Source organism: Pedobacter sp. KACC 23697, from assembly GCF_045348445.1.
GTDB lineage: Bacteria > Bacteroidota > Bacteroidia > Sphingobacteriales > Sphingobacteriaceae > Pedobacter.
Map to the genome: position 1 here is coordinate 4170205 of NZ_CP157485.1, position 15262 is coordinate 4185466.

The 15262-nt window shown below is 33.0% G+C and carries 14 protein-coding genes; all 14 read right to left on the reverse strand.

The genetic code is table 11. From position 1 onward, the window contains the following. Positions 1 to 153 precede the first annotated feature (153 nt). Positions 154 to 1251 (reverse strand): mannose-1-phosphate guanylyltransferase, encoded by a 1098-nt coding sequence (locus ABEG20_RS16770; protein WP_406824406.1) that lies wholly within the window; start codon positions 1249 to 1251, stop codon positions 154 to 156. Beyond that, the gene (locus ABEG20_RS16775) at positions 1238 to 2092 is read right to left on the reverse strand and encodes a glycosyltransferase family 2 protein (protein ID WP_406824407.1); all 855 of its coding nucleotides are present in this window, start codon (positions 2090 to 2092) and stop codon (positions 1238 to 1240) included. Before ABEG20_RS16775 ends, ABEG20_RS16770 begins: the two co-directional genes overlap by 14 nt. Before the next feature lies 1 nt (position 2093). Continuing rightward, on the reverse strand, positions 2094 to 3209 hold the full coding sequence (locus tag ABEG20_RS16780; RefSeq protein ID WP_406824408.1) for a glycosyltransferase: 1116 nt from the start codon (positions 3207 to 3209) through the stop codon (positions 2094 to 2096). Next, positions 3194 to 3790, reverse strand: coding sequence for an acetyltransferase (locus tag ABEG20_RS16785; protein ID WP_406824409.1), 597 nt, complete (start codon positions 3788 to 3790; stop codon positions 3194 to 3196). Before ABEG20_RS16785 ends, ABEG20_RS16780 begins: the two co-directional genes overlap by 16 nt. Then, positions 3774 to 4940: a hypothetical protein gene (locus ABEG20_RS16790; protein WP_406824410.1), complete on the reverse strand. Its 1167-nt coding sequence runs from the start codon at positions 4938 to 4940 to the stop codon at positions 3774 to 3776. The genes ABEG20_RS16785 and ABEG20_RS16790 overlap by 17 nt, the downstream gene beginning before the upstream one ends. Further along, positions 4937 to 5677: a glycosyltransferase family 2 protein gene (locus ABEG20_RS16795; RefSeq protein WP_406824411.1), complete on the reverse strand. Its 741-nt coding sequence runs from the start codon at positions 5675 to 5677 to the stop codon at positions 4937 to 4939. The genes ABEG20_RS16790 and ABEG20_RS16795 overlap by 4 nt, the downstream gene beginning before the upstream one ends. Further along, positions 5674 to 6669 carry a glycosyltransferase family 4 protein gene (locus tag ABEG20_RS16800; RefSeq protein WP_406824412.1) on the reverse strand — a complete coding sequence of 332 codons (996 nt, stop codon included), beginning with the start codon at positions 6667 to 6669 and terminating at the stop codon, positions 5674 to 5676. Before ABEG20_RS16800 ends, ABEG20_RS16795 begins: the two co-directional genes overlap by 4 nt. Next, positions 6669 to 7613 carry a glycosyltransferase gene (locus tag ABEG20_RS16805; protein WP_406824413.1) on the reverse strand — a complete coding sequence of 315 codons (945 nt, stop codon included), beginning with the start codon at positions 7611 to 7613 and terminating at the stop codon, positions 6669 to 6671. Before ABEG20_RS16805 ends, ABEG20_RS16800 begins: the two co-directional genes overlap by 1 nt. After that, positions 7610 to 8371, reverse strand: a complete 762-nt coding sequence (locus ABEG20_RS16810; RefSeq protein WP_406824414.1) for a hypothetical protein — start codon at positions 8369 to 8371, stop codon at positions 7610 to 7612. Before ABEG20_RS16810 ends, ABEG20_RS16805 begins: the two co-directional genes overlap by 4 nt. Beyond that, the gene (locus ABEG20_RS16815; protein ID WP_406824415.1) at positions 8346 to 9695 is read right to left on the reverse strand and encodes a lipopolysaccharide biosynthesis protein; all 1350 of its coding nucleotides are present in this window, start codon (positions 9693 to 9695) and stop codon (positions 8346 to 8348) included. The genes ABEG20_RS16810 and ABEG20_RS16815 overlap by 26 nt, the downstream gene beginning before the upstream one ends. An 84-nt stretch (positions 9696 to 9779) precedes the next feature. Next, positions 9780 to 10907, reverse strand: coding sequence for a GDP-mannose 4,6-dehydratase (gene gmd / locus ABEG20_RS16820; protein WP_406824416.1), 1128 nt, complete (start codon positions 10905 to 10907; stop codon positions 9780 to 9782). A 9-nt stretch (positions 10908 to 10916) separates the two neighbouring features. After that, complete coding sequence (locus ABEG20_RS16825; protein ID WP_406824417.1) at positions 10917 to 13274, reverse strand: GumC family protein; 2358 nt, start codon at positions 13272 to 13274, stop codon at positions 10917 to 10919. Positions 13275 to 13285: 11 nt separating this feature from the next. After that, positions 13286 to 14092 (reverse strand): polysaccharide biosynthesis/export family protein, encoded by an 807-nt coding sequence (locus tag ABEG20_RS16830; RefSeq protein WP_406824418.1) that lies wholly within the window; start codon positions 14090 to 14092, stop codon positions 13286 to 13288. A gap of 150 nt (positions 14093 to 14242) precedes the next feature. After that, on the reverse strand, positions 14243 to 14983 hold the full coding sequence (locus ABEG20_RS16835; RefSeq protein WP_406824419.1) for a tyrosine-protein phosphatase: 741 nt from the start codon (positions 14981 to 14983) through the stop codon (positions 14243 to 14245). Between the last annotated feature and the right edge of the window lie 279 nt (positions 14984 to 15262).

Here is a 15262-nt window from a genome sequence, read left to right on the forward strand (position 1 = left end):
GTAAAAACCGATAATAATTATGCAATATACAGGTAATATATGTGCGCATTAAACAGAGTATCTATATACCGATGAATAGTCGAGCAACAGACAAATTCAGTAGAAACAAAAAAAGCTTACAGTAACTGTAAACTTTTTTATTTTGATAGTAGTTTAGGCATATTTGCTTCCATGCTCGGTAACTACATCTTTAGCTACTTGCTTAATTTCCTGTTCGTCCGATTTAGGATAGATTAAAAGCACTTCACCATCATCCACTACGATATAATTATCTAGTCCTCTAATAACTGCAGCTTTATCTTTAGGCAGATGAATAATGCAATTTGAGGTTTCTTTTAAATGAATCTTATCCACATTAACCATATTGCTGGCCCCGTCCTTTTCTCCAACTGCGTGTAATGAGGCCCAGGTTCCCAAATCAGACCAACCAATATCAGCAGGGATGGTATACACATTATCTGCTTTTTCTAAAATTGCGTAGTCGATTGAAATGTTCGGACTAGTTGGATATTTTGTATTGATGAAGTCAGTTTCCTGATTTGTATTATAGTAAGATAAACCACTTTCAAATAAGGTTGCTATTGCTGGCGAATATTTTTCAAAGGCTTTTTTTAATGATTCGGCCGACCAGATAAAGATTCCGGCATTCCATACATAATCCCCGCTTTTAATATATTCCTCTGCCTTAGCCAAAACAGGCTTCTCCATAAAAGCATTTACCTTTTTAATTTCAACGGGCAAATTTTGTTCTTTGATATCTGATTCCTGATACTGTATATATCCATATCCTGTATCAGGTCTTGTCGGACTAATACCCAAAGTAAGCAATGCATCATTTTTTGCACTAAAATCTAGCGCACGCTGTATTTTCTCGAGAAAAACATCCTCTTTTAAAATTAAATGATCAGATGGTGCTACAACAATATTTGCATCAGGGTTAGTTTTACCAATTTTATAAGCTGCATAGGCAATGCAGGGCGCCGTATTGTTACGACTTGGCTCCAATAAAATATTATTTTTCCATATACCTGGTAATTGTTCGGCAACTAAATCGGCGTAAGCTTCATTGGTCAGCACATAAATTTGATCATTCGGACAAATCTTTAGAAAGCGTTCGTAAGTAAGTTGCAATAATGATTTTCCAATCCCTAAAATATCTATAAATTGTTTAGGAAAGTTGTTTCTGCTCTTAGGCCAAAAACGAGAGCCAACACCGCCAGCCATAATTAGCACAAAGTTATTTTTGTTCATTATTTAATTGTTTTAAAAGAATAGAATTAATTCTTGTACGCTCTTTATCTACAAGCCACCCCCATTTTTTAAAATAGTAAAAAGCACTTTGGATATGATATTGCAGAAGTTTTTTCGATTTATAAGAACCTTGCTCAAGAGCATGTACGACTGTTATATGTGGATAAAAGATGGTCTTAAATCTAGAATGTATCCTCCTAGTTAAATCAACGTCTTCTAAATACATAAAAAACTTTTCGTCAAATCCTCCCACCTCAGAAATAGCACTATTTCTTAAAAACATAAAACTCCCGGGCAAATTAGGAATGTTATGTTTTTTTGTATAGTCTAATTTTTTTAAAATATAGTTATTAAGTAATTTGTTAAATAGCGGCTTAATAAGCGATGGTAAAAACCTTCTGACAATTAGATCAAAAGGGGTTGGTAAAAGCCTACACATATATTGTGGCGTTCCATCAGGATAAACAATTTTTGGGCTCAGCATTCCAACGTCATTATTTGAAACCATATAATTATGCGCCTCAATTAAGATCCGTGACTCAAACGAAATGTCAGGGTTTAAAACAACGTGATAGTCTGCTTCGAACTTTGATTTAAAAATGGCCACATTATGTGCGGCACCATAACCAATATTATTATTTAAGAAGATATACTCTACACCTTTTATATTACCTAGAGTTTTCAATTCATCATTTAAAGAATTGTCAATCAGATATATCTTTCCACTTAAGGTAGACGACAAAAAGCATTCTATTACGTGTTTTATCTCCTCTTCATCACTATGGAATAAAACGATAGAGGCTGTTAAATCATACTCTTTTTTTCCGACCCTGTTCATCATATTAATTCTTTCCTAATAAAAACGATACCAGACCATCCCAATTAATAAAGAAAGGGGCTTTTGGTGTATCAATACTATTTCCTTCGAACTCTAATTTCCCATCTATCAATTTATCCATAAGCACAGATAGCGAATCGGCATCATCAGGGTTAAAAAAGCTTACTTTTTCATATCTCCCAACAGTTTCGTGTGCATAAGGGAGATCTGCTAATAATATAGGTTTGTTGTACGGCTTGAATTCAGATATTGGAAGTCCCCATGTTTCTAATTTAGAAGGGAAAATCAAACAATCTGCATTATCATAATTTACAAAAACTTCATTTCGATCAAGCTTCCCAATAAAATCAATAGATTCATATTTAGAGTATTTTGCATAGAGCATCTTACTATACTTATTCTCTTTACCATCCAAAGTTATGATAACTTTAAAGTCTTGTCGATTTTTTTGCAAAAGAGCTGCAGCCTCGAGAATAACCTCAAAATTTTTAAATACTCGCGGAAAAGAGGGAAAAAAGAAAACAAAGGTGCCGTTTTTTACGATTTCTTTCTTGTAACTAAACTCACCTACTTCTTGAAGATTCGGATAAGCAACAATTGTTTTTACATTATAAATTTTCTCGAACCGAGCCCTCAACCACTCTTGCTGAACAATTATAAATTTATTTTGCTTTATATTAATACCGTATAAATATTTATAAAATTGATTGAATAAGAAAAACTTAAAGTCAAGTGAGATTTCTTTAGCAGTTACAGAATAAAATGGTGCTGGATTATGACAATAAACATATTGCACTTCCGCAGTAACATTGGGGGTCATATCATGTAGAGATATCCATATCTTCGGATTTATTTCTTCGGAAAGAACTTTCGATTTGCGATATTCAAAATTCAAGCGCTTTAACCATGAACTTTTGACTTCTGGGTACTCAACAATATGAAAATGTTTTATAAATTGAGAAACGAGTTCTTTCCTGTGTACCAAAACAGTGACCTCAAACTGATCAAGATGATCATATTTTAGTAGCGCCGTTAAACAATCAATTAAGACGCTTAAAGGACCTCCTGATGTAAAATTTACTGCCGAAATGACAACTTTTGTTCTTAAACTCTCTCCCATTTTTCACTTGTAAAATTATATTTTTTGACCACTTTTGCTGGTGATCCAACTGCAATGCTATACGGAGGTATATCCTTGTTAACTACGGACATAGCACCAATAATACTCCCCTTGCCTACTTTCACTCCTGGGAGTATCGCTACAAACTCACCAATCCAAACATCTTCACCAATAACTACAGGCCGCGCTACAATTTCTCTTTCATTTGGATGGCTCAAAGGTGATGAGCCATTTTCAGAATAAGAACCGTGATTATGATCTGAAATAAAAACTTTACTGGCAATAAGAACGTTATCACCTATGACTACAGAATTGCTTGCGGCAATATGAACCATATCATTTAAAGTAACATTATTACCAAAAACCAGTTTGTTGCCCATTGAATTGTCATTCACAATTGCTTCTAACCTACAATATTTTCCTGTCGTTAGATTTGATCCAAAGTTAATAGTAGATTTACCGCGTAAGTCAATAGGTAACCGAATTAATCTTGCATTTTTAATAAATAAGATGGTGTATGCCTTATTAATCAACATTGAAAACATGCCTAAAAGGCCATATGTCTTAAATAATCTTTTCATATTCAACTGATGATTTTGAAGATTCCTTGTAGTTAAAATAGTACATCATGACGAAGAAGTACATTTCTGGCGAGAAATAGTGTCCCTCTCTCAAAAGTTTGTAGAAAAAATATATCAATATTGCTCTTGATATAATATAGTAATTATCGTCATTAGAATAGTGCTTAACGATTAAAAATATTACAGTCAAGGCACCTACTAAACCAAGATCTGATAAAATCCTAAGCATTAAAGAATTAGCATCTTTTGAGTTTAAATCAGGAATCAGACTAAATTCATCCACCCCTACTAAAGAATCAATGTATCGGCCATGACTTAATTGATGTGAGCCAATACCATTGCCCAGTAGGATATTTTTTTCAAGCACTCGAGATGTAACATACAAATTAGATATTAAAGCATAAGTACTCCAGTTGGCACCAGATACATCAAAATTTGAGGAAGATTTCAATGTGTCATCAACTCTCATTTTAACATTATCGACAGTTAAATACAGAAAAGTCCCGATTGAAATAGCGCCCGCATATATAATGACATTCTTGAATTGAAAAACTTTTTTGTTATATATAAAGAATGCGATCAAAATGCCTAAAAAACCAATAGAGGAGCCCGCTAAGAATAAGGACAAAGTAACAATTATAGTTTCTTTTTTAAAATCAACATAATTTTTGATGTAGTAATAAAAAGCGGGCAATATAGCTCCTGCATAATGAGCTGGTTCTAATAATATGCTATACAACCTAAATTCATGATCTCCCTTTAGAAAAAAAGTATAAATAAAAATTATTAGACCAATGATAGCGAGATAATAGCATGCCTTGGCATAAGATTCAAAAACAAACTTCACGCTTTCTTTAAAGTAAAGAAAAAAGTTATAGAAGTAAAGTAATAAAACATTTATTCCAATAATCTGCTCAGTTGCATGAGGTATATCATTGGTTCCGTTCAGTATACTAAAAGTCCCAGAAAAAAGTAAAAAAATGAAAAGATATATTTGAAATCTCGGAATTAAAATTGACTGCTTCTTAGCCAGAATAACGAAATTAATAAATACTATTAAATACAATAGCTTAAGGTCTACACCAAAATTGATAATCGCAGCTTCTCCAAAGACACCAACTAATGTACTATACAGTAAAAATTTTCTCATTTCAAAAATTTTAATGAAAATTTCACCCATGCAATTATGAGATCGTATACACACAGAATATAACTTCTACTCTTCTGTAAACGTTTGGCCTTAAATGTTTCGATAAAAACTTTCTTGGGATTATTACTAACCCCACCATCTCTCATTAAGGCTAACTCAGAATCAACAAATGCTGCTTGCAAGTTACCACCTGCTCTTAACAATAATTCGTAATCACCGACAATCTTGAAAGATTCATTAAAATAGCCATACTTTTCAAAAAATTTTGATGAATGAAGTGAGGCTACGTGGGCTACATTCATATACTTTCGAAAAATATCCCAGCGCCAAAGTTTGCCGATAGTACGTCTTTTCTTTCCTAAAACGCTTTCAAAAATTACTTTTCCACTAACATAGTCTAATATGCTTTCGTCTTTATGAATTAGAAAATTATGATATTTCGAAAGTGTATTTGGCAACAATTCATCGTCAGCTCCAAGAAACATAATCCATTCTCCTCGAGCTAACTTCAAACCTTTATTCCATGCATTATAAATTCCATTATCAGGTTCTGAAACATATTTATTTATTACATCAAGATTATGCTCTATAATACTTAAAGTTCTGTCTTTAGATCCCCCATCAATCAATATATATTCAAAATTAGTATAACCTTGCATCTTCACTGAATTAATACAATTTTGAAGATAGTTTTCTGCATTGAAAGTGCAAGTTATTATCGAGAATTTTATATTCATAATTGAATCACACTATTGTAGACATTAAGATAAGAATCTGCAACATACTGAGAACTGCATTCTCGTACCTTATCAAAAGAAGGAATATTTGCTTCACCTTTAAAGTAAGTTATCAATTTTAAACCATTTAAAATAGAATTGTAATCACTTGGATTGACCAACATACTATTATGATAATAAATTTGCCTTCCAAAAGCTAGATCGCTCGTTAGTATTGGCTTACCTAGTACGGAGGCCTCTAAAATTGAGATAGGTTGCTGTTCCGCATGACTAGGTAATGCAAACATTTTACAATTTAAAAAATAGTCAACTAGCTCATCAGAATTTTCCTTCAATCCATTAATCCAGTTAATAAGCCCACCAGAATTAGTAACCATCTTCTCTAATTCTTCTCCATATTTTTCTTCCCCACTCATCATTTTACCAATAATTACTAATGGTAGGTTCAGAGCTTGGCAAGCTTTTGCCAATAATATCTGATTTTTTCTTGCGCAAACATTTCCCACAGTTAAGACATATCCATTATCGCTAGACTGAAGTCGCTTTTCAAAAAAAATCTCACCGACAATGTTTGGGATTATAAATATTTTAGAATCTGGTAAATTGTAATTTTTTTTTAACACCTCTGCCTGAAGATCATTTAAGACTACAATTGCATCAATATTTTCCAACATTTCGATTATAATTCGTTGCTTATACATAATTGATGATATCAAAAATCTAGCTTTTTCTTTAAGCGTCTCATAATACCCCAATAAAGCTGTTACAACAACTTTCTTTCCACTTTTTTTTGCCCACTTAATGTTCTCATAGTTACCAATGTCCAATCCCCAACAATGTAATATTTCAAAATCCTGATCGCGCGACCATACATCCATCTTCGATACAGATGCGCCTAAAGCATCTAAAGCGTCAAAGGTAGCGAGCATTTGAATTTCAAAGCCCCCAAATGCGAAACAATGAGATTGAAATGGTAAAAATTTAATTTTCATTATTTAAAAGATAAAATCTTAAACTTTGTTTTAACAAGAATAATAACTCTATGAATTATAGACATCATACTACCGTATACACTATTTTTATAAATTTTTCCACTAGAAAATATTTGATACCGTTCAGAAGAATATATATTACGATTGAGAGGAATAATTTCAGGTACACGGTTTTTAAATATTTGTAAATTTTTAATTTCAACTTTACTGATATCTAGCACTTGCTTTTTTTTACGTGTTGTACCCCATTCGACATCAGACTGAAAATCAATGGAATATACACCATTATAGAAACCCGCGCAAAGAACACTGTAGCAATAGGCTAAATCATCCCAGGGTTCATAAATCTCATCGGGAATCCCAACCTTGTTTACCACTTCAGAAGATATACAAATTGGGCTTTTGATTGCCACCTCCTTGTATGTAAAAAAACCTGTTTTGAGTTTATAAAGTGGATCAGGATTATGACCTGATTCGTTTTCCACGTATGCTATTAATGGTTTGACAGAGGTTTTCTTTACTATTAATTCCCTTGAAATATTAGCTCCGTGTCTGAAAGAGACAACGCCAAGATTATGGAATTTGTTATACAAGAGTAAGCAATGTTTTTCAAAGTCAGCGTCTGTTAGTAATACATCGTCTTGTAAAATGATATTAAATCCGAACCCGTTTTGGTTAGCTGCCTTAAGACCGACATTAATCGATTTTAACTCATGAACATCATTTGCATAAAGTTTAACAATTTTATTATCTGGATATCGAAAAACTAATTCATCTATTATACTTTCGGATCGATCTGTACAACCATCCAATACTGGATATATTATGCTATTATCTCCCATTATAGTTATAATCGAGAGAATAACATTTTCAATTAATGATTCTTTATTATGTACAGTTATAATATAATTAAAGAAGGTATTTTCACTAGAATATTTACTCATCGCTTATTCAGTAGGTATTTAATAATATGTACTATATTCCTAGGAAACCAATAGATCCATTGATCATTAAAAGCTTTATTCTCGGTTCCTGATGACCCTCTAAATCTAGGAGTATGTTTCATTAGGTCTAATTTGAAGCCTAATTGTAAACCTTTATAAACAGATTTTGCAAGGGCGTCTTCGAAATTATAACCTTTTGAATCATCAACCTCTTCCCAAAAGTTGATAAAAACATTTGAGATAAAATCTTTAGAAGCGCCCCAGCATCGAGAATCTGCGTAAGCGAACATATTCCACATATCCACAATCATATCAACAGTTAAATCTGAATTAGCTTGATTTAAAATTGAGGCAAAATTCAGTACTTTATGCCTCCCGGTAATTTTAAAAATAAACTCTGCGTTTCTATAAAATACAGAATTTTTTATCGCATGGTCAATAATTGCCATTTCACCGTAGCCTTTACCACGCGATTTACTGAATGAGTTACCATCGAAGGTCAAAATCTCTAACCTGCGTACATCTATATTTTTAGGCAAATATTGTCTGATATCCGTATTTGAATTCTCTACAAACAATACTGGGAGATCATAGTTTTCCAAATAAAATATAATTGAACTAAGATACTGATTTCTCCTGATTACTGGATTTTGAAGCTTAGTGAGAGACATCCCATCAGGATTAATACAGCCGGTCAAAAAAATTATTTTTTCAGTCCCAGTAGAATGTAATTTACCTATCCCAGATTCCAGATGCATGATTATTTATTAATTTTTTATACTGAATTATTTCAATGATACCACAAATAGTACATAATATCGCAGTGGATAAAATTACCCCAGATGCACCCAATAAATGACCCAACCAAAAACCTAATGGAATATTTAAAAATCCAGAGCCTACTACTATCAATACTTGAATTGATAATTTATTTGTCGCATTCAGATAATAAACAAAAATTGTTCTGAAAGTATTAAACGCAACATAGTAGCTTAATATCGCGGAAAGCATAAATGGAATTGCTATATCCTTACCAACCCAAAACTTATATGCAAATTTAGATACTAGTAGCATAAAAAAACTTAAAATGAAAATTAGAATACAGGCTCTTTGTAATTTATTAATCGTCTTAATGATCCAAGCCTTATCGTTCTTTATATGTGCTTCAGTAAAGGCAGGCCAAAATGGAGTCATGACAATCCCTGAAATCATTGTTATTACACTAAAATATTTAAACGCAATTCCATAAGATGTGACTGCAAGTGGGCCAGCTACTTGTGATATAATTACATTATCAATATTATAAAAAAATAGCAGCCCTATCTGTATTATAAAAAACTTTGAACTAAGGCCAATAATTTCCTTACCCTTCAATTTATCAATTTTGTTAATACTAGGAGACATCTGCCTGTACCTAGTATTAAATAATATGATAGTAAAAAGTAATAGTACAATAAGTGGTGCAATACCGATCGACAAACTTAAAGCTAGCAATGAACCTTTCACAACTTTTAATAAAACCAATACTATGCCTAGTCCTAATAAATTTCCTAAGAAGCTTATTAAACCTGATAATCGCACGTCATGGCATGCAATGCATATTGTATTTAATAGCTGCAGAACAAACTGTATTGAAAAAATGGCAAAAACAATCGTTGTAACTAATCGTAATTCATCGAAAAAACTCTTGTCAGTATTTAGAATCTCAGTCCAGTCTAAAAACTGATTAGCAACGAAAAATATAACAAAAAGTATTATACTGATAAACGCAATGAAGGCATAGCTCGTACTAATTAATATTTTAGCCTCTGCCATATCTTTTTTGGTTACAGCAGCTGTTAACTTATTCTTTAAGCCATTTGAAAAACCAATATCAAAAAAATTCATCCATCCAATGATAGACCCTAAAGTTAACCAAATGCCATATTGAATTGGACTCACAAAATCAATTGTTAAAGGGACAACTATTAAGCTTGTGGCCACACTTGCCCCTTTAAGAAAGAATGATACTACAATATTTATATTTGCCGTTCCTTGTCTTTCATCTCCTTTTCCAAGAAGTAACTTTATCCTATTAATCATATATCCAAAAATGTTAGGTTCAATATATTAACTGAACAACAAGATTTTACATGTTAACAGTAGCTAATAATTTAAACTGCAAAATTATTCGAATTGATTTTTAATGATATAACCGTGTGCTTTTAATAAAGTTTCTTTTTTGAAGTGGTCAACGTCAGTAGTAACCATTTCTTTCACAAGAGCCGCTAGATCATATTTAGGTTCCCAACCTAATTTTGTTTTTGATTTTGTAGGATCACCTATTAACAAATCTACTTCAGTAGGGCGAAAATATGCTGGATCTACTCCAACCACTTGTGTTCCAGGTGCAATTTGAAATTCTGGATTTGAACACGAAACTACATAAGCTTTTTCATCTACACCTTCGCCTTTAAACTCTAACGCAATACCCACCTCAGCAAACGCCATCCTTACAAATTCACGCACTTTTGTTGTTACTCCGGTTGCAATTACATAATCTTCAGCAACGTCCTGTTGTAAAATCCGCCACATGGCCTCTACATAATCTTTTGCGTGACCCCAGTCACGTTCTGCCTCTAAATTACCCAAGTATAATTTCTCTTGTAAGCCTTGTGCAATTTTTGCAACAGCACGCGTAATTTTCCGAGTAACGAAAGTCTCTCCCCGTAGAGGACTTTCATGATTAAATAAAATCCCATTACAAGCAAACATTCCATACGCCTCACGATAGTTTTTGGTGATCCAGAAACCATATATCTTTGCTACACCGTACGGGGACCTTGGATAAAATGGTGAATTTTCATCATAGAATCCTTTCTCGTTTTTATTCTCAGGCATACCTCCATACAATTCGGAAGTTGACGCCTGATAGACTTTAGTCTTTTTTTCCAGACCTAATATTCTCACCGCTTCCAAGATTCTCAAAGTTCCGATACCATCTACATTAGCTACATATTCTGGTGAATCGAAGGATACTTTCACATGACTCATTGCCCCAAGATTGTATATCTCATCTGGTTGTACTTCTTGGACAAGTCTGATCAAATTTGTGGAGTCCGTTAAGTCTCCATAATGCAGTTTGAATCTCACATTATCATCATGAGGATCTTGGTAAAGGTGATCAATTCTGTCAGTGTTAAAGAGAGAACTCCGTCTTTTAATTCCATGAACTATATAACCTTTTTCAAGAAGGAGTTCAGCCAGGTAAGCACCATCTTGTCCTGTTATTCCAGTGATTAAAGCAACTTTCATTTTATTTTTTTAGTTTTTTTTAAAAATTTTTGTTAACGAGCTTAAAAAGCCATCTCTTTTTTCTTCTCCATAGTTTCCGTAGCCATAGCCATATCCGTAAAACTTATCTACTATATCGTTCACAACTATTCCCATATTTTTCATTTTACCTGATCGGTTCAACTCCTCTACTATTGACAATTGATCCTTTCTAGTAACCTTTTGTCTAACTAAGTATATAATCGCATTTGCATAAGGAGATAAGAGTTGGGCATCAGTGATAACACCAATAGGTGGTGCATCCATAATAATATAATCAAATTCTTTTTTTAAATTTGAAATTAATGCAGATATATGTTCACTCATTAAAGTTTCCGCCGGATTAGGTGGCAATGGACCAGAAGATATAATGAACATATTCTTATTTATTGAAAGCGGTTTAATAATGTCCTTAATACCTATATTAGCGTTAATTGTGTAATTACTAAATCCAATATCATTTCGAACACCCAATTTTGCAGATAACCCTGGCTTTCGAAGGTCCAACTCCATCAAGAGAACTTTTTTCCCTGCCAAAGCTAATATATTTCCCAAATTAATTGCTGTAAATGACTTCCCCTCGCCGCTCATACTGGATGTAAGAAGGATGATCTTTTCATCATCATTTTTTAAATAAAATGACAGATTAGTTCTTAACGCCCTGAATTGTTCTGATATAGCTGATCTGCTTTGATTTGCAACTACTAAATTGTCTTCGCTTAAATTATGACTAATTTCTCCAATTACAGGAACTGAAGTTTTAGTAATGATGTCTTCTTTGGTACCGATTGTTGTATTTAACAAGCTTTGACCGAAAATAATAACAATAGGAAAGATCACCCCAACCATGATACCAATTAAATAAATAACCTTTCTTTTAGGGCTGATTGGAGCAACCTGCGCCTTAGGGGGGTCGATCGTTTTGGCAACTGAAATATTACTCGTCTTAGAAATATTTGTTTCCTCTGCTTTTTGCATTAAAAAGATATATAATTCCTGTTTTATTTGTTGATTGCGCGCTAATTTCAAATAGTTTTTTTCAATCTGGGGAACACCAGATATCTGTCGTTCGGCTCCCCTCAATTGATTTTTCAGTTTTCTAACAGTTAAATCATAGGATTTTTTATTGGTTTGAATATTAGATAGGATGTCCTGTCTGAGCCCAGCAATTTGCATATCCAAATTTTGAACAAAAGGGCTTTCGGGAGTTACACTCAGAAGTTGACGTTCTCTTTCCAATAGTAATGTATTGTATTGCCCCATTAGATTTGCAAAAACCATATCAGAAGGTGTAAGAGATGAAGGAAACACCCTGGAATTTTTATCTCCATTCTTAAGATATTTTTCCAATTCGTTAAGTATATTGACCTGTGTTTCTGCTTTTGCTAATTCAGAGGTAAATTCACCTGTATTTTGAACAAGTAACTTTCCTTGCTCACTCATATCAGCCAACTGGTTATTTTGCTTAAAATTCTCAACTTTGTCTTCAACGTCACCTAATTCGGAAGCAATTACATTAAGCCTTTCCTTGATGAATTTATAGGTACTATCAGCAATTGCATTTTTATCAGCTAAGTTGGATTTAGTGTATTTATTTATAATAGCATTCAAAATATCCTCTCCCTTTCTAGGCAGGGGATATGCAAATCCCAAATCTACAACACTTACTTGTTTGTTAGAAACAGAAACTGTTAACTTATTCATCAAAGTTGCAACTCTATCATCCACACTGGAAATCGTTACAAAATAATTGCCTTTGTCCATTGCCGTTTCAATATTGCGCTGAAGAACCAATTTACCAACGTTAGCGAAACTGAACTCTTCACCAAATGAAACCTCTCTCTCAAAATCTTTAGTGCTAACTTTTAATTTACCATTAGGTAACTCTATTATATTGAACTCAGTTGCCTTAATAGTATCTATTGCACTCAAAATCAATATTTTGAATGGAGCATTATAAAGCTCTCTTCTTACAAAATCAACCTTTTTTGAATAAATAATATTCAATTGCATTTGGCGAACAACCTGTTCCATAAGAAATCGAGTCTTCAAAATCTCCATTTCGTTGTCAACAGAATTTTTTGCGCCCAAAAGCCCACCTAAATCCATTAGACCGCCTGTTTGTTTACTCATCGCACCACCCTTCTCATCATCATTTACCAAAATTTTGGCATTGATTTGATAAACAGGCGCTGTAAAGCGAGTATAGAAAAATGCTATTACTAAAAAAAATAAAATACTAGCTAAAAACCATAGCCATTTATCAATTAATTTACCAAAGACATCTTTCAGGTTTATATTATCATCTTCAGGATGACTGATCCTATTTAAGCTATTCTGTTCGTTCATCGGAAATCTTATTATTTGAAACTGGAGATTGCAAGCACAATAACAGAAATCACTGAAGCGATAACTCCAATAGTTTGGATTTGGGCTGAATTCGATGCAGATACTTTGCGCTTGTTCGGCTCAACGTAAACCACATCATTTTGTCTTAAATAGTAAAAAGGGCTGCTAAAAAGCGAAGTAGAGTTTAAATCCAGTCTAGCAAATTCTTTTTTACCGTTATTATCTCTCACAATTAAAACATTGTCTCTTCTCCCGTAAATAGTTAAATCTCCCGCAAGGCTGAGCGCATCTAAAATACTTACTTTTTCGTTAGGTAACGTATATGCTGAAGGCGCACTTACTTCTCCTAAAACACTAATTTTAAAATTCGCGAATCGCAGCTGAACATTAGGTTCTCTATAAACATCAGACGCTTTATTACGGATTAGTTCTCTTGCCTGATAAGTTGTCAAACCAGAAACTTTAAGTTTACCAATTAGGGATAGTTCGATTTCCCCATTCTTATCCACTAGGAAACCACCGTTTTGAGTTGATAGACTAGTGTTTGTATTACCTCCCAGTGACGGAGCATTAGCAGCTTGATTAATTATAGCCCCACTCTGAGGATTCAATGTAAAAATATTTATAGTTAAGATGTCATCAGGTTGAATTATAGGTTCCGTGAATTCAGCTGTGTTTTCAAGACTTGCTTTATTAACAGATTGAATATCTTGAAAATAAGCTATTTTTTTGTTGCTCACGCAAGAGGGGGAAAGGGTTATAGTAAATAATATAGCTACTAAGCTAAGTCCCTTAATCAAATTATTTAGTTTATTCATATGTACATAATCTGTTCAAAGTAGTAAATGCGCCTTAAACAGCTTGCAAACTTAATCATTTAATTGTAAAATCGAAAAATGATAATTTAGATTGCTTTTAAGTTTGAGCAACAATAATAAAAAAACCCTACCTAACATGCAATCGATTACTTATACTGAAATTGAACCAAAAAGTTCTTGATTTTTAAATTCATAAAAACCAATTAGATCATATAACTTTCCCGAATGAATAGCTTCAGTAAGGGTAGTCAGATGCTTATCGTGGTGTAAATCTGTACCGGTCAGATCATACATTTTTTCTTTCAATAATGCATCTGCTAATTGCTTAACTTCTTTACCGTAATAGCCTAAAACAGATAATAAGTTTAATTGTAGCAAACAGCCTTTTTCTTTAAACCGCTTTAATCTGCTTTTATCTTTAAAATAAAAGGTATAACGCTCCGGATGTGCAAGAATAGGCTGAAATCCTTTAATCTCTAAGTCAAATATAGTTTGACTAATATTAGGGCTTTCATTTAAGTATGACATTTCGATTAATAAATGCTTTTGATCTAGTGTGCACAACGTCCCATCCATTTTAAAATCCTGATCCACCATGTATTCTGCCCCAGCGCCTAATTTCAAAGCAATGTTGGCCGTATCCATTTCTTGTTTTAATAAATCTCTTGCCCTCAAAATTGTTTCCATTGTATTTGGATACAACTCTTGGTAAATATGAGGTGTAGCAATTAGCTGATCAAAACCCAGTTCTTGTAATGATTTAACAAAACGCAAGGATGTAGCCAAATCTGGAGAACCGTCATCTATACCAGGAAGGATATGCGAATGAATATCAACACCTAACCAGGAAATATCAGTAATTTTATTTTTTTTACTAAAAAAGTTAAACATTATTATAGGGAAATATTAAATCAATTGCTTGACTATAAATTAACAAAATCACCTCAATTCATTCGACGACACCCATTAAACGAATTATGCTGCAAAAAAGTCTATTTAGATGGGGTAAATCTAACCTAATTCATCGGATTTATCAATAAGCAGTAGACTAAAATAGACAAAAAGTAGAAATAATGACGGAAAACAATTTACAATTCAAAGGATGAGAACTTATCAACTTAATAGTCGCCAAAACTTCCTAATTATTTTTGATTTTCACTATCATCCTAC

Coding starts and splice junctions, on each gene's coding strand:
- ABEG20_RS16775 (WP_406824407.1), bottom strand. CDS start 2,092: ATGATGAACAGGGTCGGAAAAAAAGAGTATGATTTAACAGCCTCTATC.
- gmd (WP_406824416.1), bottom strand. CDS start 10,907: ATGAAAGTTGCTTTAATCACTGGAATAACAGGACAAGATGGTGCTTAC.
- ABEG20_RS16835 (WP_406824419.1), bottom strand. CDS start 14,983: ATGTTTAACTTTTTTAGTAAAAAAAATAAAATTACTGATATTTCCTGG.
- ABEG20_RS16810 (WP_406824414.1), bottom strand. CDS start 8,371: ATGCATCTGGAATCTGGGATAGGTAAATTACATTCTACTGGGACTGAA.
- ABEG20_RS16805 (WP_406824413.1), bottom strand. CDS start 7,613: ATGAGTAAATATTCTAGTGAAAATACCTTCTTTAATTATATTATAACT.
- ABEG20_RS16790 (WP_406824410.1), bottom strand. CDS start 4,940: ATGAGAAAATTTTTACTGTATAGTACATTAGTTGGTGTCTTTGGAGAA.
- ABEG20_RS16780 (WP_406824408.1), bottom strand. CDS start 3,209: ATGGGAGAGAGTTTAAGAACAAAAGTTGTCATTTCGGCAGTAAATTTT.
- ABEG20_RS16795 (WP_406824411.1), bottom strand. CDS start 5,677: ATGAATATAAAATTCTCGATAATAACTTGCACTTTCAATGCAGAAAAC.
- ABEG20_RS16785 (WP_406824409.1), bottom strand. CDS start 3,790: ATGAAAAGATTATTTAAGACATATGGCCTTTTAGGCATGTTTTCAATG.
- ABEG20_RS16800 (WP_406824412.1), bottom strand. CDS start 6,669: ATGAAAATTAAATTTTTACCATTTCAATCTCATTGTTTCGCATTTGGG.
- ABEG20_RS16815 (WP_406824415.1), bottom strand. CDS start 9,695: ATGATTAATAGGATAAAGTTACTTCTTGGAAAAGGAGATGAAAGACAA.
- ABEG20_RS16830 (WP_406824418.1), bottom strand. CDS start 14,092: ATGAATAAACTAAATAATTTGATTAAGGGACTTAGCTTAGTAGCTATA.
- ABEG20_RS16770 (WP_406824406.1), bottom strand. CDS start 1,251: ATGAACAAAAATAACTTTGTGCTAATTATGGCTGGCGGTGTTGGCTCT.
- ABEG20_RS16825 (WP_406824417.1), bottom strand. CDS start 13,274: ATGAACGAACAGAATAGCTTAAATAGGATCAGTCATCCTGAAGATGAT.